This is a genomic window from Vallicoccus soli (assembly GCF_003594885.1).
Classification (GTDB): domain Bacteria; phylum Actinomycetota; class Actinomycetes; order Motilibacterales; family Motilibacteraceae; genus Vallicoccus; species Vallicoccus soli.
In genome coordinates this window covers 805,699-829,050 of the sequence record NZ_QZEZ01000001.1, presented here as the reverse complement: position 1 = coordinate 829,050, position 23,352 = coordinate 805,699, and the positions used below count along the sequence as shown (strand labels likewise).

Annotated in this window: 19 protein-coding genes; 9 read left to right on the top strand and 10 right to left on the bottom strand. The window is 78.6% G+C overall.

The window, feature by feature from the left end; translation table 11 throughout:
• Positions 1-52 precede the first annotated feature (52 nt).
• Positions 53-1,204 carry a non-homologous end joining protein Ku gene (ku, locus tag D5H78_RS03910; RefSeq protein ID WP_119949012.1) on the top strand — a complete coding sequence of 384 codons (1,152 nt, stop codon included), beginning with the start codon at positions 53-55 and terminating at the stop codon, positions 1,202-1,204.
• Positions 1,205-1,537: 333 nt separating this feature from the next.
• Here the strand turns inward: ku and D5H78_RS19695 are convergent, their stop codons facing one another.
• The 4 genes from D5H78_RS19695 to D5H78_RS03890 all read right to left on the bottom strand — a co-directional run bounded on the left by D5H78_RS19695 (position 1,538) and on the right by D5H78_RS03890 (position 4,731).
• Positions 1,538-1,699 (bottom strand): hypothetical protein, encoded by a 162-nt coding sequence (locus D5H78_RS19695; RefSeq protein WP_218566198.1) that lies wholly within the window; start codon positions 1,697-1,699, stop codon positions 1,538-1,540.
• A 128-nt stretch (positions 1,700-1,827) separates the two neighbouring features.
• On the bottom strand, positions 1,828-2,106 hold the full coding sequence (locus D5H78_RS03900) for a WhiB family transcriptional regulator (protein WP_177891094.1): 279 nt from the start codon (positions 2,104-2,106) through the stop codon (positions 1,828-1,830).
• Positions 2,107-2,227: 121 nt separating this feature from the next.
• A complete protein-coding gene (locus tag D5H78_RS03895; RefSeq protein WP_119949010.1) occupies positions 2,228-2,515 on the bottom strand; it encodes a hypothetical protein in 288 nt (95 codons plus the stop codon).
• A 107-nt stretch (positions 2,516-2,622) separates the two neighbouring features.
• The gene (locus D5H78_RS03890) at positions 2,623-4,731 is read right to left on the bottom strand and encodes an ATP-dependent DNA helicase UvrD2 (RefSeq protein WP_165865583.1); all 2,109 of its coding nucleotides are present in this window, start codon (positions 4,729-4,731) and stop codon (positions 2,623-2,625) included.
• 97 nt (positions 4,732-4,828) lie between these two features.
• Between D5H78_RS03890 and D5H78_RS03885 the strand changes: the two genes are divergently transcribed.
• Positions 4,829-5,077 carry a mycoredoxin gene (locus D5H78_RS03885; RefSeq protein WP_119949008.1) on the top strand — a complete coding sequence of 83 codons (249 nt, stop codon included), beginning with the start codon at positions 4,829-4,831 and terminating at the stop codon, positions 5,075-5,077.
• On the opposite strand, the gene D5H78_RS03880 is transcribed toward D5H78_RS03885, so the two are convergent.
• Entirely contained in the window at positions 5,052-5,729 is a 678-nt protein-coding gene (locus D5H78_RS03880) for a pyridoxamine 5'-phosphate oxidase family protein (RefSeq protein ID WP_119949007.1), read from the bottom strand. The genes D5H78_RS03885 and D5H78_RS03880 overlap by 26 nt on opposite strands.
• Before the next feature lie 27 nt (positions 5,730-5,756).
• Between D5H78_RS03880 and D5H78_RS03875 the strand changes: the two genes are divergently transcribed.
• Positions 5,757-7,067: an aminotransferase class I/II-fold pyridoxal phosphate-dependent enzyme gene (locus D5H78_RS03875; RefSeq protein WP_119949006.1), complete on the top strand. Its 1,311-nt coding sequence runs from the start codon at positions 5,757-5,759 to the stop codon at positions 7,065-7,067.
• Between the two features lie 24 nt (positions 7,068-7,091).
• Here D5H78_RS03875 and D5H78_RS03870 read toward each other — a convergent pair whose 3' ends face one another.
• Positions 7,092-7,355, bottom strand: a complete 264-nt coding sequence (locus D5H78_RS03870) for a DUF6343 family protein (protein ID WP_119949005.1) — start codon at positions 7,353-7,355, stop codon at positions 7,092-7,094.
• Between the two features lie 70 nt (positions 7,356-7,425).
• Between D5H78_RS03870 and D5H78_RS03865 the strand changes: the two genes are divergently transcribed.
• The 3 genes from D5H78_RS03865 (at position 7,426) to D5H78_RS03855 (ending at position 9,781) form a co-directional block, all read left to right on the top strand.
• On the top strand, positions 7,426-7,827 hold the full coding sequence (locus D5H78_RS03865; protein ID WP_119949004.1) for a YunG family protein: 402 nt from the start codon (positions 7,426-7,428) through the stop codon (positions 7,825-7,827).
• 104 nt (positions 7,828-7,931) lie between these two features.
• On the top strand, positions 7,932-8,297 hold the full coding sequence (locus D5H78_RS03860; protein ID WP_119949003.1) for a YciI family protein: 366 nt from the start codon (positions 7,932-7,934) through the stop codon (positions 8,295-8,297).
• 20 nt (positions 8,298-8,317) lie between these two features.
• Positions 8,318-9,781 carry an RNA polymerase sigma factor gene (locus D5H78_RS03855; protein ID WP_218566197.1) on the top strand — a complete coding sequence of 488 codons (1,464 nt, stop codon included), beginning with the start codon at positions 8,318-8,320 and terminating at the stop codon, positions 9,779-9,781.
• On the opposite strand, the gene D5H78_RS03850 is transcribed toward D5H78_RS03855, so the two are convergent.
• Positions 9,759-10,130, bottom strand: a complete 372-nt coding sequence (locus D5H78_RS03850) for a hypothetical protein (RefSeq protein ID WP_119949002.1) — start codon at positions 10,128-10,130, stop codon at positions 9,759-9,761. The genes D5H78_RS03855 and D5H78_RS03850 overlap by 23 nt on opposite strands.
• 256 nt (positions 10,131-10,386) lie before the next feature.
• On the opposite strand from D5H78_RS03850, the gene D5H78_RS20240 reads away from it, so the two are divergent.
• A complete protein-coding gene (locus tag D5H78_RS20240; RefSeq protein ID WP_218566196.1) occupies positions 10,387-11,961 on the top strand; it encodes a DEAD/DEAH box helicase in 1,575 nt (524 codons plus the stop codon).
• Between the two features lie 15 nt (positions 11,962-11,976).
• Positions 11,977-14,496 carry a DEAD/DEAH box helicase gene (locus tag D5H78_RS03840; protein ID WP_119949349.1) on the top strand — a complete coding sequence of 840 codons (2,520 nt, stop codon included), beginning with the start codon at positions 11,977-11,979 and terminating at the stop codon, positions 14,494-14,496.
• Positions 14,497-14,529: 33 nt separating this feature from the next.
• Here D5H78_RS03840 and nudC read toward each other — a convergent pair whose 3' ends face one another.
• Positions 14,530-15,459 (bottom strand): NAD(+) diphosphatase, encoded by a 930-nt coding sequence (nudC, locus tag D5H78_RS03835; protein ID WP_119949000.1) that lies wholly within the window; start codon positions 15,457-15,459, stop codon positions 14,530-14,532.
• A 154-nt stretch (positions 15,460-15,613) separates the two neighbouring features.
• Between nudC and D5H78_RS03830 the strand changes: the two genes are divergently transcribed.
• Positions 15,614-16,441 (top strand): endonuclease/exonuclease/phosphatase family protein, encoded by an 828-nt coding sequence (locus D5H78_RS03830; protein ID WP_119948999.1) that lies wholly within the window; start codon positions 15,614-15,616, stop codon positions 16,439-16,441.
• Between the two features lie 19 nt (positions 16,442-16,460).
• On the opposite strand, the gene D5H78_RS03825 is transcribed toward D5H78_RS03830, so the two are convergent.
• Both D5H78_RS03825 and D5H78_RS03820 read right to left on the bottom strand, forming a co-directional pair.
• On the bottom strand, positions 16,461-19,811 hold the full coding sequence (locus D5H78_RS03825) for an ATP-dependent helicase (protein WP_425472912.1): 3,351 nt from the start codon (positions 19,809-19,811) through the stop codon (positions 16,461-16,463).
• A 98-nt stretch (positions 19,812-19,909) separates the two neighbouring features.
• Positions 19,910-23,320 (bottom strand): ATP-dependent helicase, encoded by a 3,411-nt coding sequence (locus D5H78_RS03820; protein ID WP_119948998.1) that lies wholly within the window; start codon positions 23,318-23,320, stop codon positions 19,910-19,912.
• Positions 23,321-23,352: the final 32 nt, after the last annotated feature.

Below are 23,352 nucleotides of genomic sequence, written 5' to 3'. Positions count from 1 at the left end.
CGCCCCGGCGATCCCTGTTCCCCCGCGGGGAGACTCTTGCCACACTGACCCCATGCAGACCATCTGGAAGGGCAGTGTGTCCTTCGGACTGGTGTCCATCCCCGTGCGCCTCTACTCGGCGACCGAGGAGCGGGACGTGTCCTTCCGCCAGGTCCACCGCGAGGACGGGGGCCGGGTCCGCTACAAGCGGGTCTGCGAGCTCGACGGCGAGGAGGTCCAGTACCGCGACATCGCCAAGGGCTACGAGATGCCCGACGGCGAGATGGTGGTGCTGGAGAGGCAGGACTTCGAGTCGCTGCCGCTCACCTCGAGCCGGGTCATCGACGTGCTGCAGTTCGTGCCGCGCGAGCAGCTGGACCCGCTGATGGTCGCGAAGTCGTACTACCTGTCCGCCGACGGGCCCGGGGCGAAGCCGTACGTCCTGCTGCGCGACGCACTCTCGCGCACCGACCGCGTCGCGGTCGTCAAGGTGGCCCTGCGCAACCGCGAGCAGCTCGCCGCCCTGTCCACGCGCGGCGACGTCATGGTGCTGCAGACGATGCTCTGGCCCGACGAGGTCCGCGACGCCGGCGGCCTGGCCCCCGACGAGGACATCACCGTGCGCGACCAGGAGGTCGCGATGGCCGAGTCGTACATCGAGACGCTCACCGGCGACTTCGACCCCTCGGAGTTCACCGACGGGTACCGCAAGGCGCTCGAGGAGCTCATCCAGTCCAAGGCCACCGGCGCACCGGTCGAGGCGCCGGAGGAGGCGCCCGCGCAGGACGGCAACGTCGTGGACCTCATGGCCGCGCTGCGCGCGAGCGTCGAGGCGGCGAAGGCGCGTCGCGCGGGGGGCGCCGCGCCGGCCCAGGCCGCCCCCGCGGCCGAGGGTGCCGACGCCGACGCCGACGCCGACGCCGACGCCGAGGACGAGGCGCCGGCGCCGCGCAAGCGCGCTGCGGCGCGCGGGTCCGCGGTGGCGTCGAAGTCCCCCGCGAAGCGGGCTGCGGCCACGGAGGCGTCCGCGGAGGGGGCCACGGCGAAGAAGGCCACGGCGAAGAAGGCCACGGCGAGGAAGGCCCCCGCGAAGACGACGACCGCCAAGAGCGCGGCGAAGAAGGCCGCCGCGCAGGAGCCCGCGGCGAAGAGGGCCCCCGCGCGCAAGGCGCAGGACACGGCCGCGAAGGCCCCGGCGAAGCGGGCGACGCGCAAGTCCGCCTGAGGAGCACGCGCTGCGGGTTGCGCTGCCCGCGTGCGTGTCACGGCAGGGCGGGTGCGCCACGCGCGCGTGATCGCGGCAGGGCGGGTGCGCCACGCGCGCATGATCGCGGCGGGCGGGTGCGCCACGCACTGGTCGCGGCCGGCGGCTGCGCCACGAGCGCATGATCGCGGCGGGCGGGTGCGCCACGCGCTGGTCGCGGGCGGCGGCTGCGCCACGGGCGCATGATCACCGCAGGGTGGTGGGGGCCGTGCGCGGCCGGGTGCGGGTGCGGGCGGGCGGCGCCGGTGCGCCGCCCGCCCGTACCGGGTGGTGGTGGTGCTGTGCGGCCGGGCCTCAGCGGCTGACCGCGATGGCGAGGAGGTGCCGGGCGCGCAGCGCGGCGCGCTCGGCCTTGCGCTGGGCGCGCTGCGCGGCGACGAGCCGGGCGGCGCGCCGCTCGCGGGCGGCCTCCTCGATGAGGCGCGAACTGTGCGCCCTCGCGAGCTCTTCGTGCATGACGTGCATCCTGGTGCTCCTGATCTGGACGTGCGACGTGGTGGTGGCGGGTGCGGGGGCGGCCGGGGCGGGTGCTCCGTCCGGGACCCCGTGGACCTCGACGAGCGGAGGCCGGCGCAGGGCGTGGCTCATGCCGCGACCTCCGACTTGCGCGGGCGCCCGCGGGGGCGCTTGCGGGGGACGACGACCCCCTGCACGAGCAGCTCGCCGCCCCAGACGCCCCACGGCTCGTGGCGGTCGAGGGCGCTGGCGAGGCACTGCTCGCGGACGGGGCAGGAGCGGCAGAGGGCCTTGGCGTCCTCGACGTCCTGCGGGGACTCCGCGAAGAACAGCTCGGGGTCGTACGAGCGGCAGAGGGGCTCGTCGCCGAACTGCTCCAGCTCGTCGAGGAGCGTGGAGAGCTGCACTGGGTGACACCTTCCGGGCGGGGCCGTGGACCGGCGCTGGCGGGTACGGGTCGGGGAATGACGAAGGCCGCGGATCCCGGGGTCGGGGTCCGCGGCCTGGAGAGCGCCGGTCGGTCTGGTGCTAGACCGGTGGGCTCCAGGCACGCGGCAGGTCGCCGACCACGAGGGTCGGGACGTCGACGGTGCGGACGGTGGTGCTGCGGACGGTGGACTCGGCGGGGCCGCGCTTCTCAGCGGTCGCCACGGCGACGGCGCCGGACGCGCCGGTGCCGCCGGCGACGGTGCCCGCGAGGGCGCCGTACGCGGGCGCACCCGTCCCCTGGTGCGGGGCGGTGGGCGCGAGCGTGCGCAGGCGCGCGGAGGCGCACATCGGCGTCGTGACGGCGTCCGTCCACGTCGTGGTGATCATCGAGGTGCACCTCCTCTCGTCTGCTCCCCGCGGTGCCACCGCGGGCGGGCCGGTCCTCGACCTGCGCCTGAGGCTAGGGCCGCCCGGAGCGGCCCGGCAACGGGTTTTCAGGCGTGTTCGCCGACCGTTGCCTCGCCCGCAACCAGAGCGAGGACGTCCTCGGCGTACTTGTCCAGCTTCGTCCGCCCCACCCCGGGGATCCGGGCGAGCTCCGGGGAGGAGCCGGGACGGGCCTCGGCGATGGCGGTGAGGGTCGCGTCGGTGAAGACGACGTACGCCGGGACGCTCTGGCTCTGCGCCTGCTCGCGCCGCCACTCGCGCAGGCGCTCGTAGAGCTCCTCGTCGTAGGTCGACGGGCAGTCGGCGCAGCGGCCGAGCTTGCGGGCCACGGCGTCGGACAGCGTCTTCCCGCACGTGCGGCACGTGACCGGGCCGGCGGCGCGCCGGGTGCGTCCCCCGCCCCCCGCGGGCGCCCCGTCGCGCGCGGACCCCCCGGCCGGGCGCAGCCCGTCGAGGAAGCGGGACGGCTTGCGCGACCCGCGCCCGCCGGGCGTGCGGGCGAGCGACCACGACAGGGCCAGGTGCTCGCGGGCGCGCGTCACCCCGACGTAGAGCAGCCGGCGCTCCTCCTCGACCGCGTCGGGGGTGTCGGCGTACGAGATCGGCAGCAGGCCCTCGGAGAGGCCCACGAGGAACACGGCGTCCCACTCCAGGCCCTTGGCGGCGTGCAGCGAGGCGAGCGTGACGCCCTCGACCGTGGGGGCGTGCTGCGCGGCGGCGCGCTCGTCGAGCTCGGCGACGAGGTCGGCCAGCGTCGCACCCTCCCGCGCGGCGGCCAGGTCGTCGGCGAGGGCGGCGAGCGCCTGCAGCGACTCCCAGCGCTCGCGGGCCGCGCCGCCGCCGGGCGGCGAGGACGGGTCCCAGCCGGTGCCCGCCAGCACCGCGCGCGCCTCCTCCGGGAGGCTGCCCTCGGACCCCTCGCCCGCCCGCGCGGCGCCGCGCAGCAGCAGGTGCGCCTCGCGCACCTCGCGCCGCTGGAAGAAGCGCTCGCCGCCGCGCAGGACGTAGGGGATGCCCGCGTCGGACAGCGCCTGCTCGACGGCCTCGCTCTGGCCGTTGGTGCGGAAGAGCACCGCGACCTCGGACGCGCGCACCCCGGTCGCGAGCAGCGCCGCCACCGCGTGCGCGACCCCCGTCGCCTCGGCCGGGTCGTCGGGGTGCTCGGTGAAGCGGGCGGACGGCCCGTCGGGTCGCTGGGCGACGAGCCGCAGCCGGGTCTGCCGGGCCGAGGCGGGCACCCGCTGCAGCAGCGCGTTGGCCAGGCCGACGACCTGCGGCGTCGAGCGGTAGTCGCGCACGAGGCGCACCTCGGTCGCCCGCGGGTAGCGGGCCGTGAAGCCCAGCAGGTGCTCGGGCGTGGCCCCCGTGAAGGAGTAGATGGTCTGGCTGGGGTCGCCGACGACGCAGACGTCGTCGCGGTCGCCCACCCACAGGTCGAGCAGGGCCTGCTGCAGCGGGCTGACGTCCTGGTACTCGTCGACGACGAAGTGGGCGTACTGCTCGCGCACGGCGCGGGCGACGTCGGGGCGGTCCGCGAGCAGCCCGACGGCGTAGACGAGCACGTCCTCGAAGTCCATGAGGGCGCGGTCGCGCTTGAGCTCCTCGTACGCCGCGACCACCCGGGCGACCGTGGCCGCGTCGAGCCCGTCGGGCGGGACGCGCCCGGCGCGGGCGGCCGCGGCCGCGTACTCGTCCCGCGGGGTCATGGTGACCTTGAGCCACTCGACCTCGGCGGCCAGGTCGCGCACCCCCGTGCGGTCCAGGCGCAGGCGCTGGCGAGCCGCGGCCTCGGCGACGAGGGACGCCTTGTGGTCGACGAGGCGGGGCAGCTCGCCGCCGACGGCGCGCGGCCAGAAGAACTGCAGCTGGCGCAGCGCCGCGGCATGGAACGTGCGCGCCTGCACACCGGGCACGCCGAGCATCCGCAGCCGGGTGCGCATCTCCCCCGCCGCGCGGGCGGTGAAGGTCACGGCGAGCACCTGGCGGGCGGGCAGGACGCCGGCGTGGACCCCGTACGCGATGCGGTGGGTGATCGCGCGGGTCTTGCCCGTGCCGGCGCCCGCGAGGACGCGGACCGGCCCGCGCAGGGCGAGCGCGACCTCGCGCTGCTCGGGGTCGAGGGCGGCCAGGACGTCGTCGGCGGAGGGCGTGCTCATCGCCCCCATCCTCGCAGGGGCGACGGGTGGGAAGGTCCGCCCGGGCCCCCGCGTTGTGGACGGAGCAACCCGACGCCCCCTGTGGAGGAGACAGCGCATGAGCGCCCCGTCCGTGACGATGTACAGCACGCCGTGGTGCGGCTACTGCCGGCGGCTGAAGTCGCAGATGGACCGCGAGGGGATCGCGTACTCCGAGGTCGACATCGAGCAGGACCCGCGGGCCGCCGACTACGTGATGAGCGTCAACGGCGGCAACCAGACCGTGCCGACGGTGGTCTTCCCCGACGGCTCGGCGATGACGAACCCCTCGCTCGCCCAGGTCAAGCAGCGCCTCGGCGCGGCCTGACCGGCCGCTGCGCCACGGGGTCGAGGTAGGCCGGGAGCCCGGCGCCCTCCGGCAGGAGGGCGTCGGGCTCCGGCGCGCCGAGGACCGTGCGCACGGGCACGACCCCCGCCCACCAGGGACCGGCGAGGTCCTCCGGCTCGTCGTGGGCACCTCCGCTGCGGACCTTCGCCGAGACGGCGTCGAGGTCGACGCGCAGCACGGCCGTCGCCGCGAGCTCGCGGCGCGAGGCCGGCCGGCAGTCGGCGGCCCGCCCGGCGACCACGTGGTCGACGATCGCGTCGAGCGCCACCGCCCGCTCCGCGGGGTCCTGCACGGGCACCGCCCGCCCGTGCACCACGACCGAGCGGTAGTTCATCGAGTGGTGGAAGGCCGAGCGGGCGAGCACGAGCCCGTCGACGAGCGTCGCGGTCACGCAGACGTCGAGCGGGGCGGCGCGCAGCGGGCGGCTGCCGGTCGAGCCGTGCAGGTAGAGCCGCTCCCCCACCCGCGCGTGGATCGTCGGCAGCACGACGGGGCGCCCGTCGGGCCCGACGACGCCGAGGTGGCACACGAGGGCCTCGTCGAGGACGGCGTGCACCGTGGCGCGGTCGTAGCGCGCGCGCTCGGGGCTGCGGGTCGGGGTGGTGGCGGCGGTGGCCCGGTACGCGTCCATGTTCTGTCCTAGTACATAATGGCGACTGTGACGGTACGCTATCGCATCAGCGGGGCCGGGTCGGCCGAGATCGCGGCCAGCGTCGAGGCGGCGGTGGCCGACGGGCACCTCGTCGCCGGCGACCCCCTGCCCCCGGTCCGCGCCCTCGCCGCGGACCTCGGCGTCGCGCCGGGGACGGTCGCCACGGCCTACGCCACGCTGCGCGACCGGGGCGTCGTGGAGACCGCCGGGCGCCGGGGGACCCGGGTGCGCGAGCGCTCGACGGCCACCCCGCGCTGGCAGCGCGGCGCCGTCGTCCCGCCCGGGGCGCGCGACCTGTCCGGCGGCGGGCCCGCGACCGACCTGCTGCCGCCGCTGGCCGCCCGCGCGCGCGGCCCCGTCCGGTACGGCGACCCCGACGTCGCCCCGCGCCTCGAGGCCGCCGCCCGCGGCCTGCTGGCCCGCGAGGGCGTGCCCGACGGCCCCCTGGCCGTGGTGTCCGGCGCCCTCGACGGCGTCGAGCGCGTCCTGCTCGCCGCGCTGCGGCCCGGGGACCGGGTCGCCGTGGAGGACCCGGGCTGGGGGAACCTGCTCGACCTCGTGGCGGCGCTCGGGCTCGTCGCCGACCCCGTGCCCGTCGACGACGAGGGGCCCGACCCGGCGGCGGTGGAGCGGGCGCTGCGCCGCGGCGCGCGCGCCGTCCTCGTCACCGCCCGCGCCCAGAACCCCACGGGCGCCGCGGTGACGGCCGAGCGGGCCCGCGCCCTGCGCGCGGTGCTCGCCGCGCACCCCGACGCCCTCCTCGTCGAGGACGACCACGCCGCCGAGGTCTCCGGCGCGCCGCTGCACCCGCTCTCCGGCGCCGCGCCGCGCTGGGCGCTCGTCCGCTCGGTGTCCAAGGCGTGGGGCCCCGACCTGCGCGTCGCGCTGCTCACCGGCGAGGCCGCGCTCGTGGAGCGGGTCCGGGCCCGGCAGCGCCTCGGCGCCGGCTGGGTCAGCCGCCTGCTGCAGGACGCCGTCGTCGACCTCTGGGAGGACCCCGCGGCCACCGCGCTCGTGCAGGGGGCGGCCCGGCGGTACGCCGCGCGGCGCGGCGCCCTGCTCGCCGCCCTCGCCGGGCACGGGGTGCGCGCCCACGGCGCCTCGGGGCTCAACGCCTGGCTGCCCGTCGCGGACGAGACGGCCGCGGTGACCGCGCTGCTGGCCGACGGCTGGGGGGTGGCGCCGGGCGCCCGGTTCCGCCTGCGGTCCGGGCCCGGGGTGCGCGTGACCGTCACCGGGCTGCGCGAGGACGAGGTCGCCCCGCTCGCCGCGGCGCTGGCCGCCGCCGCGCGCGGCGGGGGACGCACGGGGGCCTGAGCCCCGGCGCGGGGAGCGCTCCGGTCAGCCCCGGGAGCGGGCGATGCGGCGCGAGACGACGAGCGCGTCGACGAGGCCGACGACGGCGAGGACGCCCAGGACCACGCCGAGCCCCAGCAGCCACCCGGGCCGGTCCTCGGCCGTCAGGGCCCCGACGGCGACGGCGCCGGCGAACAGGGCGCCGAGCAGGGCCAGGGCGAGGCGCAGCCGCAGGGGCGAGCGCGCCGTCGCCGGCTCGGTGCCGGTGCGTCCGCGGGGCTGGCCGGGGGGCACGCGGGGGTCGCTCATGCCGGGACCGCTACCCGGCCCCGCCGCGCGCACGCCCGTACCTGTCGGCGGCCTGCGCCAGGGTGCCCCCGTGGCCCCAGCCCTCGACGCCGTCCTCGCCGCCCTGCGCGGCGCCTGGGACGACGGCACCCGCGACCCGCACGACCTCCCCCTGCCGCCCGGGGCCCCGCCCTCGCGGGGGCAGTGCGGCCCGTCCGCGCTCGTCCTGCACGACCTGCTCGGGGGCGAGCTGCTCCTCGCCGAGGTCGCCGTCGACGGCCGGCGCACCGGCGTCCACTGGTGGAACCGGCTGCCCGACGGGCGCGACGTCGACGCGACCGGCGACCAGTTCCGGCCCGACGAGGTCGTGGGGCCGCCCGGCGTCGTCGAGCGCCCGCCCGGGCCGCCGGGGCGCTGCCGGGCCCAGTACGACCTCCTGCGCGCACGGGTCCTCGCGGCCCTGGCGGCCCTGGGGCCTGGCGCCGCGCCCTGAGCCGGTCCACGATCTGCCCGCAGGGGCGCTGTCGATCCGCGGCCGTCCCGTTCGACGGGTGGGCGTACGGCGGCCGCACCGGGCGGCCCCGGGAGGAGGACGAGATGCCGGAGTACGTGTTCCTGCTGCTGGGCGACGAGGCGCAGGACGAGGCCCTGAGCCCGCAGGAGTGGGAGGAGGCGTTCGCCGCCCACGGCGCGTTCAGCGAGGAGGTCGCCCGCCGCGGGGCCGAGATCACCGGTGGCCAGGCGCTCATGCCGACCTCCACCGCGACCACGGTGCGCTTCGAGGGCGGCGAGGCGGTGGGGGTCACCGACGGCCCGTTCGTCGAGCTGAAGGAGGCCCTCGGCGGCTTCTACGTCATCCGCTGCCGCGACCTCGACCAGGCGCTCGAGCTCGCCCGGCTCGTGCCCATGGGCTCGGGCGGGGTCGAGGTCCGGCCGGTGATGGGCGAGGACCACCGGGGCTGAGGGCGGGGACGGGCGGCGGGGTGGCGGGCAGCGGGGCGGTGGGCAGCGGGGCGGTGGGCAGCGGGGCGGTGGCGCCAGGCGCGGGCGACGACGCGCGCCGGGCGCAGGCCGCCCGCGCCCTGCTGGTCGCCGCCCACCGCGAGCACTGGGGCACGGTGCTCGCGGCGGTGGCCCGCACCGTCGGCGGGCCGCTCGGCGGCGACCTCGGCATCGCCGAGGAGGCGACGCAGGACGCCTTCGTCCAGGCGCTCGAGGCGTGGCCGCGCGACGGCGCGCCCGAGCGGCCGGCGGCCTGGCTGACGACCGTCGCCCGCCGCCGGGCGCTCGACCGGGTGCGCCGCGACGCGGTCCTGCGGCGGCGCCTGCCGCTGCTCGCGGTGGAGGCCGACCGCGCCGCGCACGCGCCCCACGGACCCGGCGGCGCCGACGGCTCGGGCGGGGCGTACGGGTCGGGCGGCGCGGCGGGCGCGGCGGACGACGGGGTGCCCGACGAGCGGCTCGCGCTCGTGCTCGCCTGCTGCCACCCCGCGCTCGCCCCGGAGGGCCGCGTCGCGCTCACCCTGCGCATGGTCTGCGGGCTGAGCACCGCCGAGGTCGCGCGGGCGTTCCTCGTCAGCGAGCCGACGATGGCCGCCCGGCTGACCCGCGCGAAGCGCAAGGTGGCCGCGGCCGGCGTGCCGCTGCGGGTGCCCCCGCCGCCGGAGCTGGCGGCGCGGCTGCCCACGGTGCTCGACGTCGTGCACCTGGCGGCGACCGCCGGGCACACGGCCTCCACCGGCGACGCGCTGCGCCGCGACGACCTCGCCGCCCGCGCGCTCGACCTCGCCCGGGTCCTCGCCGTCCTGGTGCCGCGCGACCCGGAGGTCCTGGGCCTGCTCGCGCTGCTCGTCCTCACCGAGGCGCGGGCCCCCGCCCGCACCGACGCGCAGGGCGTCCCGGTGCCGCTGGAGCAGCAGGACCGGGCGCTCTGGGACGCGGGCCTCACCGCCGAGGGGCTGCGCCACCTCGGCACGGCCCGGCGCGCGCTGGGGCGGCGCCGGCCGGGCCGGCACCTGCTCCAGGCCGAGGTGGCGGCGGTGCACGCGCGGGCGGCCTCGTACGCCGCGACGGACTGGCAGCGCCTCCTCCTGCTGCACGACGCGCTCTGCGCGACCTGGCCGAGCCCCGTCGTGCGCCTCGCGCGGGCCGCCGCGGTGGGCCTGGCCCGCGGGCCCGAGCAGGGCCTCGCGGCCCTGGACGCCGTGGCCGGGGACGAGCGGCTGCGCTCGTACCCCTACCTGCCGGCGGCGCGCGGGGAGATGCTGCGCCGGCTCGGCCGCCGCGAGGAGGCCGCGGCGGAGCTGCGCCGGGCCCTCGCGCTGCAGCCGTCCGCGGCGGAGCGGCGCGGGCTCGAGCGCCGGCTCGCCGCGCTGGGGGCGCCCGAGGCGCCCCGACGCGACGGCGGTCCCGGGGGCTCCGGGGTCAGCGGCGGCGGCGAGCGCTGAGCGCGTGCGCCACGTTCACCCCCACGATGCCCATCCAGGCGACGAACAGCCCGGGCACCTCGGCCGTGCCGCCCGCGATGGCCGAGATCGGGATGCCGGTGCCCAGCGACACCAGGCCGAGGATGAACTGGCGCTCGCCTCCCTGGCGGTCGTCCCGCTGGCGCACCTCGCGCTCGCCGGCGCGCGCCGCGACGGACTGCTCGAGGCGGGCCACGAACGAGTCGAGGACGGCGTCCTCGTACTCCGGCCCGAGGTCGCGCCGGGCGCCGAGGGCGGCGCGCAGCTCGTCGCGGGTGGCGCCGCCCTGCGGCGGCGGGGCCTGGGCGGGGGTGTGCAGCGCGTCGGACATGCCCCGAACGTACGCGCGGGGCGCCGCGCTGCCCAGGCCCGCGGACCCTGGTCGTCCCCCTAGGGGCCGTACCGGTGTGAGGGGCGCCACCACGGCGCCCCGGCGACGCCGCCCGCCCGGTGGGGCAGACTGGGGGTCGGCAGCGCCGTACCGGCGCGCCCCGTCGCGGAGCAGCCCACCCGGCCTTGCTGACGTCGACACCCGACGTCGCGCCGGACGTGCGACACGCCCGCCCACCACGCCCGAGAGGCGATCCTTGACCCAGACGCAGTCCTCCCCTGCCCGCGCCACCGCGACCTTCGCGGCCCTCGGCGTGCCGGCACCCCTCGTCGCGAGCCTCGAGGCCCGCGGCATCACCGCGCCGTTCCCGATCCAGGCGGCGACGCTCCCCGACACCCTCGCCGGGCGCGACGTGCTCGGCCGCGGCCGCACCGGCTCCGGCAAGACGCTGGCGTTCTCGCTGCCCCTCGTGGCGCGCCTCGCCGCCTCCGGGCGGCGCCGCCGCGGCGGGCACCCGCGCAGCCTGGTGCTCGCGCCGACCCGCGAGCTCGCCACCCAGATCGCCGCGACCATCGAGCCGCTGGCCGACGCTGCCGGGCTGCGCACCACGACCGTCTTCGGCGGCGTCTCGCAGGGCCGCCAGGTGTCCGCCCTCGCCGCCGGCGTCGACGTGCTCATCGCCTGCCCCGGGCGCCTGCTCGACCTCATGGGCCAGGGCCACGTCGCCCTCGACGCGGTCGAGGTCACGGTGCTCGACGAGGCCGACCACATGGCGGACCTCGGCTTCCTGCCGGGCGTGAAGCGCCTGCTCGACGCCACGCCCGCGGGCGGGCAGCGGATGCTCTTCTCCGCCACCCTCGACAACGGCGTCGACGTGCTCGTGCGCCGCTACCTGTCGGACCCGCTGACCCACGCGGTCGACCCCGCGGACTCCCCGGTCGTCACCATGGCGCACCACGTGCTCGCCGTGCCGTCCGCGGAGGAGAAGACGGCGGTCGTGCGCCAGCTGGCCTCCGGCACCGGGCGCCGCCTGCTCTTCACCCGCACCAAGCACCAGGCGAAGAAGCTCGCCAAGCAGCTCACCGCCGCGGGCATCCCCGCCGTGGACCTGCAGGGCAACCTGAGCCAGCCGGCGCGCGAGCGGAACCTCGCCGCGTTCTCCGACGGGCGGGTGAAGGTGCTCGTCGCGACCGACATCGCGGCGCGCGGCATCCACGTCGACGACGTCGAGCTCGTCGTGCACGTGGACCCGCCGACCGAGCACAAGGCGTACCTGCACCGGTCCGGGCGCACCGCCCGCGCGGGCTCCGGCGGCGACGTCGTCACCGTGGCCCTGCCCGAGCAGCGCGGCGAGGTGCGCACCCTCGCGCGCCAGGCCGGCATCGCGCCGGCCGTGCACCAGGTGACGGCCGGCGCCGCCGAGGTGGCCCGGCTCGTGGGCGAGGTCGCCCCGCACGTCGACCCGGCCGAGGCGCCGGTGCCGCAGGCGCCGCAGCAGCCGCAGCGCGCCGCCGGCACCGGGCGCTCGCGGCGCCGCGGCGGCCGCGGCGCCGGCTCCGGCGCCGGCTCGGCCGGGGCCCCCGGCACGGCGTCCGCCGGCACCGGCGCCGGCAGGGCGGGCGCCGCGGGTCGCGGCGCGGCCGCCCGCTCCGGCCAGGCCGGCGCGCAGCCCGCGGGCCGCACCCGTACCCGCGCGGGCGCCGGCTCCGGCGGGCGCGCGACCGCCCGCTCCGGCGCGGCGACGGCCGTGGCGTACAGCTCGACGACCGGGCAGGCCCCGCGCCGCACGGCCGCCGACGTCTCGCGCGCGGCCGGGCGCCGCTCCCGCTAGGGGATGCTGGCCGGCATGCTGACCGCCGGGACGCTCGCGGACCTCGTCCCCTCCGACCCCCAGCCGGACGCCCTCTACGAGGCGTTCGCCGGGTGGGCGGAGGGGCGGGGCCTCGCGCTGTACCCGGCGCAGGAGGAGGCGCTCATCGAGCTCGTCTCGGGCTCGAACGTCGTCCTCAGCACCCCCACCGGCTCGGGCAAGAGCCTCGTCGCGGCCGGCGCGCAGTTCGCCGCGCTGGCCCAGGGCCGGCGCAGCGTCTACACCGCGCCGATCAAGGCGCTCGTGTCGGAGAAGTTCTTCGACCTCTGCGCGGTCTTCGGCGCCGAGCGCGTCGGGATGCTCACCGGCGACGCGAGCGTCAACCCGGGCGCGCCCATCGTCTGCGCGACCGCCGAGGTGCTCGCGAACCTCGCGCTGCGCCGGGGCGCCGAGGCGGACGTCGGCCTCGTCGTCATGGACGAGTTCCACTACTACGCCGACCCCGAGCGCGGCTGGGCGTGGCAGGTGCCGCTGCTGGAGCTGCCGCGGGCGCAGTTCCTCCTCATGTCCGCCACCCTCGGCGACGTCCGGCGGTTCGAGGACGACCTCGCGCGCCGCACCGGGCGCCAGACCACCACCGTCAGCTCGGGCGAGCGGCCGGTCCCGCTGCACTTCCGCTACGCCACGACGCCGCTGCACGAGACGCTCGAGGAGCTGCTCGAGGGCGGCGACGCGCCGGTCTACGTCGTGCACATGACGCAGGCCGCGGCGCTCGAGCGGGCGCAGGCGCTCATGAGCACCAACGTCTGCTCCAAGGAGGAGAAGGCGCGGATCGCCGAGGCGCTGGGTGGCTTCCGCTTCAGCGCGGGCTTCGGGAAGACGCTCTCCCGGCTGATCCGGCACGGCGTCGGCGTGCACCACGCCGGCATGCTCCCCCGCTACCGGCGGCTCGTCGAGGTGCTCGCGCAGTCCGGCCTGCTCAAGGTCGTGTGCGGCACCGACACGCTCGGCGTCGGGATCAACGTGCCGATCCGCACCGTGCTCTTCACCGGGCTGACCAAGTTCGACGGTGTCCGCCAGCGCGTGCTCAAGGCCCGCGAGTTCCACCAGATCGCCGGTCGCGCCGGGCGGGCCGGCTTCGACACGTCGGGGCTCGTCGTCGTGCAGGCGCCGGAGCACGCCATCGAGAACGAGAGAGCGCTTGCCAAGGCGGGCGACGACCCCAAGAAGCGCCGCAAGGTCGTCAAGAAGAAGCCGCCCGAGGGCAGCGTGACGTGGAGCCGGGCGACGTACGAGCGCCTGGTCGCGGCCGAGCCCGAGCCGCTGGTGTCGCGCATGCGGGTCAGCTTCTCGATGCTGCTCGACGTCATCTCCCGCCCCGGCGACGCCTTCACCTCGATGCGGCACCTCCTCGAGGACAACCACGAGGAGCGGCCCCGCCAGCTGCGGCTCATCCGGCGGGCGGTCTCGATGTACCGCGCGCTGCTCACCGCCGGCGTGGTCGAGCGGCTGCCCGAGCCGGACGCGACCGGGCGGACCGTACGGCTCACGGTGGACCTGCAGGGCGACTTCGCCCTCAACCAGCCGCTGTCCCCCTTCGCGCTCGCCGCGGTCTCGCTGCTCGACAAGGCCTCGCCGACGTACGCCCTCGACGTGCTGTCCGTCGTGGAGGCGACGCTGGACGACCCGCGCCAGGTGCTGCGGGCCCAGGCGCACGCCGCCCGCGGCGAGGCCGTCCAGGCGATGAAGGCCGAGGGCATCGAGTACGAGGAGCGCATGGAGCTCCTCGAGGACGTCTCCTGGCCCAAGCCGCTCGAGGAGCTGCTCCAGCAGGCGTACGAGACCTACCGCCGCGGGCACCCCTGGGTCGCCGACCACGAGCTGTCGCCGAAGTCGGTGGCGAGGGACATGCACGAGCGGGCGATGACCTTCACCGAGTACGTGGGGCTCTACGGCCTGGCCCGCTCCGAGGGCCTCGTGCTGCGCTACCTCGCCGACGCCTACCGGGCGCTGCGCCAGACGGTCCCCGCGGACGCGCGCACCGAGGAGGTCGAGGACCTCATCGCGTGGCTCGGCGAGACGGTGCGCCAGACCGACTCCAGCCTGCTCGACGAGTGGGAGCGGCTCGTGGACCCCGGGGCGCCGGCGCCCACGACGAGCGCCGTGCTCGACGAGGGGCCCCCGCCGGTCACCGCGAACCGCCGCGCCTTCCGCGTCCTCGTGCGCAACGCCCTGTTCCGCCGGGTCGAGCTCGCGGCGCTGCGCCGCTGGGACCTGCTCGGCGAGCTCGACGGGCGCGACGGCTGGGACGCGGACGCGTGGCGGGACGCGCTGGCGCCGTACTTCGACGAGCACGATGAGGTCGGCACCGGCCCCGACGCGCGCGGCCCGGCGCTCCTGCTCGTCACCGAGGAGGGCCGCACCTGGCGGGTGCGCCAGGTGCTCGACGACCCGGCGGGCGACCACGACTGGGGCATCGCCGTGGAGGTCGACCTCGACGCCTCCGACGAGGCCGGTACGGCCGTCCTGCGGGTCACCGCCGTCGACCGGCTCTGACCGGCGCGGGGCGGGACCCGCGCGTCCCGGCGCTCAGCGCCAGGTGCCGCCGCCGTCGTCGATCTCGGCGCCGTACCAGTGCTCGATGAGCCGGCGCGCGATGGACACCGCGGGCGGGAGGCGCAGCGAGCCCTCGGCCACCCGGGCGCCGAGCTCCTCGCGGGTCAGCCACAGCGCGTCGACGATCTCCTCGTCGTCGGTGGTGATCGCGGTGGAGGCGGCGCGGGCGCGGAAGCCGAGCATGATGCTCTGCGGGAACGGCCACGACTGGCTGCCGAGGTAGGTCGCGTCGTCGACCACGATGCCGGACTCCTCGAGGACCTCCCGCGCCACCGCCGCCTCGAGCGACTCCCCCGGCTCGACGAAGCCGGCGAGGGTCGAGTAGCGGCCCTCCGGCCAGGTCGCCTGGCGGCCCAGCAGCAGCCGGTCGTCCGCGTCGACGACCGCCATGATGACCGCGGGGTCGGTGCGCGGGAAGTGCTGGGAGCCGTCGCGCGGGCAGCGCCGCACGTGCCCGGCGGCCTCCACCTGCGTCGGCGCGCCGCAGCGGGGGCAGTGCGTGTGCGTGCGGTGCCAGTGCTCGAGCGCGACGGCGTTGACGAGCAGGCCGACCTCCAGGTCGTCCAGCACCGCCCCCAGCTCGCGCAGCCCGGCGTCCTGCACCTCCTCGCCGTCCCCGTCGCCAGCCGGGTCCGGCAGCGCCTCGGCGGCGACGGCGAAGTACGCCGTGCCGTCCTCGGCCCGCCCGAGCAGCACCCGCTGCCCCTCGGGCGCCCCGGCCGCGGGGACGAGCACGAGGCGCGTGCGCCCGTCCGCGTGCCGCACGAGCGCCCGGCCGCCGGCCACGACGAGCACCCGGGTCGACGGCTCCGCCCAGGCCGCCGCCACCCAGGCGTCGTCGCGGCGCTGCTCGGCGGCGCGGTCGACGCCCGAGCGGGCGAGGAAGAGGCCGGGGAGGGTCACGGGAGCCGGACCGGGGGCTGGTGCACCGGGCCACCCTAGGCGCGCGGGGCGCCGCCGGCCCGCCGGGCCCGCCGCGCTCGCGCCGCACCGGCGCGTCCCCTAGCGTCGGCCCGTGGCGGCTGCACCAGACCGGGCGCCCGGGGCCGCGGGCCCCGTGCGGCTCGCGACCTTCAACCTCCTGCACGGGGTGTCCCTCGGCGACGGCACGGCCGACGAGGGCGCGCTGCGGCGCGCCGCGGCGGCGCTCGACGCGGACGTCGTCGGGCTGCAGGAGGTCGACCGGCACCAGCCGCGCTCGGGCGGGGTCGACCAGGTCCGCGCGGTCGCCGAGGCGGTCGGCGCGCCGCACCACCGCTACGTCCCGGCACTGGCCGGCACGCCGGGCCCGGTGCGGTCCTGGGCGGCGCTGCACGGCGAGGAGATCCCGGACGGGCCGACGTACGGGGTCGGGCTCGTCTCGCGCCTGCCCGTGCTGCGCTGGGCCGCGCGCCGCTTCGACCCGGCGCCGGTGTCGATGCCGCTGCTCGTGCCCGCCGACCCGCGCCCGCGCCTCATGCGCATCCCCGACGAGCCGCGCGCCGCCGTCGCCGCGGTGGTCGACGCCCCCGGCGGGCCGCTCACCGTGCTGACGGCGCACCTGTCCTTCGTGCCGGGCACCAACGCGCGCCAGCTGCGCGCGCTCGCGCGCTGGGCGCGGACCTTCCCCGCGCCGCGCGTCCTGCTCGGCGACTTCAACCTGCCGGGGGCGCTGCCGCGACTGCTCATCGGCTGGGAGCAGCTCGGACGGGTCCCGACCTACCCGTCGTACCGGCCGCGGGTGCAGTTCGACCACGTGCTCGCCGACGGCCTGCCGGCGGGCGCCTCCTGGCGGGTGGGCGCGCAGCGCCTCGACGTCTCGGACCACTGCGCGCTCACCGTGGACCTGCACCTCGTCGAGGAGGCCGCGGGCGTGCACGGGGGCGCCCCGGCCACCGAGCGGTAGCAGGGCAGCGCCGGCCGGCTCAGTCCCGCGCCGTCGGCACCCCGCGCAGGAGCGCCTCGAGCCCGTCCGCGTCGAGCAGGTCGGCGGGGCGCACGGTGCGCCCGGAGCGGACGTAGTGGAAGGCCGCGGTGACGCGGTGCAGGGGCGCTCCGCTCAGGCGGTGCCAGGCGAGCCGGTACGCCGCCAGCTGCACCGCCGCCGCCCGGGCCTCCTCGCCGCTCGGGGGGCTGCCCGTCTTCCAGTCCACGACGTCCCAGCGCGGGCCGTCCTCGTCCTCGCCGCCGAAGACCGCGTCCATCCGCCCGCGCACGAGCACGCCGCCCACGAGCATCTCGAACGGGACCTCCACCCCGCCCGGCACCGGGCGCCGCTCGGCCCACGGCCCGCGCAGGAAGCGCTCCTTGAGCTCCTCGAGGTCGGCGTCGGGCGCCGCGCCCTCGTCCGCGGCGCCGGGCAGCTCGTCGACGTCGAGCAGGCGGGCCCCGCCGAAGCGCTGCTCCACCCAGGCGTGAAACGCGGTGCCGCGGCGGGCCAGCGGCGCCGGCGCCAGCGGCACCGGGCGGCGCAGCCAGCGCGCCAGGGCGTCCGGGTCGCGGCGCAGGGCGACGAGCTGCGAGACCGAGAGGTGCGCCGGCAGGTCGACGTCGACGACCCCGCGGTGCGCCTGGAGCCGGGCGCGCTCGGCCAGCAGGTCGTCGACCTCCTGCGTCCACTCCGCGACCTGCTCCGCGCCGGCGCCCGTCACGGCCCCGGCGGCGCCGACGAGCGCTGCGGAGCCCCCGGGCGCCCCTGCGCCGCCCGCCGCCATCGCCGCGCGGACCCGGGCCGCCGCGGCGTCGAGCCGGGCCCGCGCGCCGGGGTCGAGCGGGTCGAGGGGCCAGGACGCCTCGCGCGGCCCCGCGTCGAGCGGGTTGGCCCTCGGGTCCTCCGGCGGCTCGGCCCACCCCGCGTCGGTGCCGACCCCGAGCTCCTCGCACGCCGCGCGGACCTCGAGCAGGAAGTCCGACGGCCCGCGCCAGGTCGACGTGTGGTCCCAGCCGTAGCCGGTGCAGACCAGCAGGTCCTCGGCCCGCGTGGCGGCCACGTAGGCCAGGCGGCGCTCCTCCAGCAGGTGCCGCTCGGCGCAGGCGTCCTTGTGCGCGGCGAGCGCGTCGCGGACGTCGCGCTGGTCCTCGGCGCGCTGCAGGGCCAGCGCGGGCAGGTCGTCGCGGTCGCCGCGCAGCGGGAACGGCAGCAGCTTGGCGTTGCGGCACCAGTCCGGGCTCTCGCGGGGCGTCGACGGGAACACCTTGCGGGTCATCCCCGGCACGACGACCACGGGCCACTCGAGGCCCTTGGCCCCGTGCATCGTCAGGAGCTGCACCGCGTCGCCCGCGGGGCCCACGCGGCCGAGGTCGAGCCCGCGCTCGTGCTCGGCGGCCGCCTCGAGGTAGGCGAGGAAGGCGCTGACCGAGGGGTCCTCCTCGGTCTCCGCGAACTCCGCGGCGACGTCGAGGAACCGGTCGAGGTGCGCGCGGGCACCGGCCGGGTCGCCGGCGGGGCGCGCCGCGACCTCCACGTCGAGGCCCGTGGTGCGCACGACGTCCGCGACGAGGTCCGGCAGCGACTGGTCCGCCCGCGCCCGCAGCGACCGCAGCTCGCGGCGCAGCCCGGAGAGGCGCTCCCAGCCCGCCGCGGAGTAGTCGCCGGCCGGGCCCGGGTCGTCGAGGGCCTCGACGAGGCTGAGCCGCTCGACGTCGGCGTCACCGGGGGCGGCGGCGGGCGCTGCCGCGCCCGTCGCGCCCGCGCCGGGGGCGACGGCGGGCGGCAGCGGGCGCGCGAGCCGGCGGGCGCGGCGGGCGAGCGCGTCGAGGTCGCGCGGCCCGAGGCGCCAGCGGGCCCCGGTGAGCAGGCGCAGGACCGCCGGCCCGGCGCCCGGGTCGCTCAGCGCGGCGAGGGTGGCGACGACGTCACCGACCTCGGGCGTGGACAGCAGCCCCCCGAGGCCGGACACCTCGACGGGCAGGCCCTGCGCGCGCAGCGCCTGCTCGAGGCGGTCGAACTGCGAACGCGCCCGCGCCAGGACCGCGACCTGCGCCGGCGCGTAGCGGGCCGGCCCCTCCGCCGGGGCGACGAGGTCGCGGACGGTCGCCGCGACCCACCGGGCCTCCTCCTGCGCGTCGGCGAAGCAGGCGTGCACGACCTCGCCGGACGCCTCGCCCCGGGGACCGGGGCGCAGGTCGCGCACCGGGACGCCCTGCGCCCGCAGCGGCGCCGAGAGCCGGTTCGCCACCGCGAGGATGCGCCCGCCGTTGCGGAAGCTCGTCGTGAGGTCGAGCTGCTCGCTCGGCGCGCCGCTGCGGTGGGGGAAGTCGGTGCCGAAGCGGCGCAGGGCGCCCGCGCTCGCGCCGCGCCAGCCGTAGATCGACTGGCACGGGTCGCCGACCGCCGTCACGGGGTGCCCCTCGCCGAAGAGCGAGGTGAGCAGGACCCGCTGCGCGGTGCCCGTGTCCTGGTACTCGTCGAGCAGCACCACGTCGTAGCGCGCGCGCTCCTGGCGCCCGACCTCCGGGTGCTCGCGGGCGATCCGCGCCGCGAGCGCCACCTGGTCGCCGTGGTCGAGGGCGTCGGCGGCGCGCTTGCGCGCGGCGAAGGCCTCGACGAGCGGCAGCAGCTGGGTGCGCCGGCGCAGCAGGTCGAGCAGCCCCTGCGTGTCGGCGTAGACCGCGCCCTTGCCGCGGAACCCCTCGCCCGGCGGCAGCGCCAGGACGCGCTCCTCGAGGTCCCGGGCGAAGGCGCTCACCTCGGCGGGCTCAACGAGGTGCTCGGCCAGGTCCCCGGCCAGCCCGCGCACGGCGGCCACCACGGTGGCCGGGGCCCAGTCGACGGCGTCCATGGCGCCGTCGTGCGCGTCGACCACCCTGCCGGCGAACTGCCAGGCGACGGCCTCGCCCAGCAGCCGCGACGAGGGCTCGCGCCCGATGCGCAGGGCGTGCTCGGAGAAGAGCCGCGCGGCGTAGGCGTGGTAGGTCGACACGGCGGGCTCGCCGAGGAGCCAGTCCTCGCCCTCGTCGTCCGGCGGCAGGACGCCGCTGCGCGCGAGGTCGCGCAGGCGGCGGCGCACCCGCTCGGCGAGCTCCCCCGCGGCCTTGCTGGTGAAGGTCAGCCCGAGGACCCGCTCGGGGCGCACCAGCCGGTTGGCGACGAGCCAGACCACCCGCGCGGCCATCGTCTCGGTCTTGCCCGAGCCGGCGCCGGCGACGACGAGGTGCGGGGCGAGGCGACCGTCGCCGTCGAGGTGCTCGATGCACCGCGCCTGCTCCGGGGTGGGCGGGTGGGCCTGCCCGAGCCGGCGCGAGAGCTCGACCGCCGAGAAGCGGGGCGCGGGCAGCGCCGTGCCGACCTCGTCGAGGGCGAAGAGCGAGCCCTGGGAGCGGTCGGGCCCGCGCCCGCGCCGGTGGGCGCGCGTGCCGCGCCCCGTGCCGGTGCTCACGGCGCGACCACCTGCCTCCCGTCCTCCTGCAGCGGGCAGCTGGTGCGCACCGGGCAGCGCTCGCAGAGCTCGTTCTCGCGGGCGGTGAAGGCGGCGCCGCCCATGCCCGTCGCGACGCGCGCGACGAGGCGCCCCGCCCAGTCCGGCGCCTCCGCCTCGTCGAGCGGGCGCTGCTCCTGCACCGCGCCGCGCTTGCCGCCGGCAGCGCCCAGCTGCACCAGGCTCGCCCCGCCCGCGCCGTGCAGGCCCTCCTCGGCGAAGGCGCCGCGGTCGGCGGCGAGCTGGTACGCCCCCAGCTGCGGGTGCTCGCCGACCTCGTCGGCCCGGGGCTTGGACGAGCCGGTCTTGAGGTCGACCACGTGCGCGCGGCCCTGCGCGTCGCGCTCGAGCCGGTCGACCCGGCCGGTCACCCGGGCGGCGCCGCCGCCCTCCAGCGGCAGGTCGACCGCGAAGGCGCGCTCGACGGCCACGAGCTCCCGTCCGTTCGCCGACCACCAGGCGAGCAGCCGGTCGACCATGGCCTCGGCCCGGCCCCGCTGCTGCGCGGAGTACCAGGGGCTCCCGAGGTCGAGGGACGGCCAGCGGCGCTCCAGCTCGGCGAGCAGGGCCTCGCGGGTCACCGGTCCGCCGCCGGCGCCGACGACGGCGGCGACGTCGTGCACGAGGCTGCCGACGGCCTGGCTCGCCGCCTCCGGCCCCTGGCCGCCGACCGACTCCAGCAGCCAGCGCAGCTCGCAGCGCACGAACGCCTCGACCCGCGAGGGCGAGACCTCGACGACCTCGTCGGCGCCGCGCAGGGGGGCCTCGTCCGACAGCGGGAGCGCGGCCCACCAGCCGGCCGGGTCGGCGCCGGGCACCCCGGCCGCCGCGAGGCGCGCCAGCTGCGCCGCGGCGCCGTCGCGCACCGCCCCGGGCAGGGCCTCGTCGAGCACCGCCGAGCGCAGCTCCGCGACGAGGCTCGGCAGGTCGAGGCTGCGGGTGACCTGGCGCAGCTGCCCGAGCAGCGCCCGGGCGCGGCGGCGGGTCGCGAGCGGCTGGGCCGGGTCGACCCCGAGCTCGCGCAGCCGCGGCACCAGCGCCGGCAGGGGCAGGCTGCGGCGCAGCGCCCCGAGCGTGGCCCCCTCGCCGGCTCCGGGTGCGCCCGGCCCGCCGGGGACCACGACGGCCGCGTCGTCCTCGCCGAGCACCACGTCGTCGACGAAGCGCGAGGGCACCTCGCCCTCCTCCGGGTCGGACACGGCCGTGAGCACGAGGCGCTCGCGGGCGCGGGTGACCGCCACGTAGAGCAGCCGGCGCTCCTCGTCGAGCAGGCCGGGCAGCCGCGAGCCGGGCACGCGCTCGCCCGCGTCCGCCGCCTCGACGACGTCGTCGGTGCCGAGCAGGCTCCCGCGCACGCGCAGGTCGGGCCACACCCCCTCCTGCACCCCGGCCACGACGACGAGGTCCCACTCCAGCCCCTTGGCGGCGTGGGCGCTCAGGACGCGGACCACCTCGCCCTCGGGGGCCCGCGCCGCCAGCGTGTCGCCCGGGATCTCCTGGCCCCGCAGGTGCTCGAGGAAGGCCCCCGCGGCGGCCCCGGGCAGGCGGTCGACGAAGCGCGCGGCCGCGTCGAAGAGCGCCATCACCGCGTCGAGGTCGCGGTCGGCCGCCGCGCCGCGGGCCCCGCCGTGCAGGCTGGCGGCCTGCCAGCGCGCCCCCAGGCCGGACGCCTCCCAGACCGCCCACAGCACCGACTCCGCGGTGGCGGCGGGCTCGCGCGCCGCGGCCGCGGCGGTCGCGAGGAGGGCCGCGACGCGCTCGGCGGGCCGGCGCACGGGCTCGGGCAGGTCCGCGAGCTGGACCGCGAGCGCGGCGGGGTGCAGCAAGGCCTCGGCGAGCAGCTCGGCGGCGGGCCGGTCCTCGCCCGCGGCGAAGGCGGCGCGGCGCAGCTCCCGGCGCAGGCGGCGCAGCCCCAGCGCGTCCAGGCGCCCCAGCGGCCCGGTGAGCAGGGCGAGCCCGACCTCCTCGTCGAGCACCGCGGTGGCGGCCGCGCCGGTCGGCGCCGGTGCGCCGGCGGGCGCCGCGGCGAGGCGCACCCCGACGGCGAGGACGTCGAGCAGCGGGCGCAGGCCCGGCTGGTCGCCCAGCGGCAGCTCCTCGGCGGCGACGCCGACGGGGACCCCGGCGGCGAGCATCGCGCGGCGCAGCACCGGCAGGCGCCCCCGGGTCGAGCGCAGCAGCACCGCCATCCGCGACCACGGCACCCCGTCGACGACGTGGGCGCGGCGCAGCGCCCCCGCGACGAGCGCCGCCTCGGCGCTGCGCGAGCCCGTCACGAGCACGTCCACCGCGCCCGGCGCCCGGCCGGGGACGGGGACGAGCGCCGCCCCCCGCCGCGGGCCGCGCAGCCCCTCGGCCACCGCGGTGGCGGCCGTCGTCACGGCGGGGGCGCTGCGCCGGCAGGTGACGAGGCGCACCACGGGCGCCGGGGCGCCCGAGCGCGTCGGGAAGACCTCGGGGAAGCGGCGGATGCAGCGCACGTCGGCGCCGCGGAAGCCGTAGATGGACTGGTCGGGGTCGCCCACCACGACGAGGTCGCCGCCCGGCGGCACCAGGTGCCGCAGCAGCGCCTCCTGCGCCGGGTCGGTGTCCTGGTACTCGTCCACGAAGACCCAGTCGTACGCCGCCCGCTCGCGCTCGGCGAGGTCGTCGTGCGGGTCGGCGAGCCGGTCCACCACCGCGCGCACGAGCCCCGAGGGGTCGTACGCCCCCTCCCCCGCGAGCGCCGACACCTCGGCGTAGCGGTGGGCGAAGCGCGCCGCGGCGCGCCAGTCGTCGCGGTCCAGCCGCGCGCCCAGCGCGTCGAGGTCCTCGGGGAGCACGCCGCGCTCGGTGCAGCGCAGGAGCAGGTCGCGCAGCTCCTGCGCGAAGCCGCGGGTCGTCAGCGCCGCGCGCAGGCCCGCCGGCCAGCGGCTGTCGGCCTCGCCGGCGAGCTCGCCGCGCAGCAGCTCGCGTACCACGAGGTCCTGCTCGGGACCGGACAGCAGCCGCGGCGGCGGGTCGCCGTCGCGCGCGGCCTCGCGGCGCAGGACGCCGAAGGCGTAGGAGTGGAAGGTGCGCGCGAGCGGCTGGCGCAGCGTGCGGGCCAGGCGCGCGGTGACCCGCTCGCGCAGCTCGCCGGCCGCCTTGCGCCCGAAGGTCAGGACCAGCACGCGCTCGGGGTCCACGCCGGACTCGATGCGCGCCACGACCGCCTCGACGAGCGTCGTCGTCTTGCCCGTGCCCGGCCCGGCGAGGACGAGCAGCGGGCCGCGCTCGTGCCCGACGACCGCCCGCTGGGCGTCGTCGAGGTCCGGGGGGCCCGCGGCGGCGCCCTCGCGCCGGACGAGGCGGTAGGCCGGGGCGGCGTCGTGGGCGACCTGCTGCACGAGGGCATTGCACCAGGCCGGTCCGACAGCTC

Excerpts from the sequence above, each read along its gene's own strand:
- ku (WP_119949012.1), top strand. The coding sequence starts at position 53 with ATGCAGACCATCTGGAAGGGCAGTGTGTCCTTCGGACTGGTGTCCATC.
- D5H78_RS19695 (WP_218566198.1), bottom strand. The coding sequence starts at position 1,699 with ATGCACGAAGAGCTCGCGAGGGCGCACAGTTCGCGCCTCATCGAGGAG.
- D5H78_RS03895 (WP_119949010.1), bottom strand. The coding sequence starts at position 2,515 with ATGATCACCACGACGTGGACGGACGCCGTCACGACGCCGATGTGCGCC.
- D5H78_RS03890 (WP_165865583.1), bottom strand. The coding sequence starts at position 4,731 with ATGAGCACGCCCTCCGCCGACGACGTCCTGGCCGCCCTCGACCCCGAG.
- D5H78_RS03885 (WP_119949008.1), top strand. The coding sequence starts at position 4,829 with ATGAGCGCCCCGTCCGTGACGATGTACAGCACGCCGTGGTGCGGCTAC.
- D5H78_RS03880 (WP_119949007.1), bottom strand. The coding sequence starts at position 5,729 with ATGGACGCGTACCGGGCCACCGCCGCCACCACCCCGACCCGCAGCCCC.
- D5H78_RS03870 (WP_119949005.1), bottom strand. The coding sequence starts at position 7,355 with ATGAGCGACCCCCGCGTGCCCCCCGGCCAGCCCCGCGGACGCACCGGC.
- D5H78_RS03860 (WP_119949003.1), top strand. The coding sequence starts at position 7,932 with ATGCCGGAGTACGTGTTCCTGCTGCTGGGCGACGAGGCGCAGGACGAG.
- D5H78_RS03850 (WP_119949002.1), bottom strand. The coding sequence starts at position 10,130 with ATGTCCGACGCGCTGCACACCCCCGCCCAGGCCCCGCCGCCGCAGGGC.
- D5H78_RS03840 (WP_119949349.1), top strand. The coding sequence starts at position 11,977 with ATGCTGACCGCCGGGACGCTCGCGGACCTCGTCCCCTCCGACCCCCAG.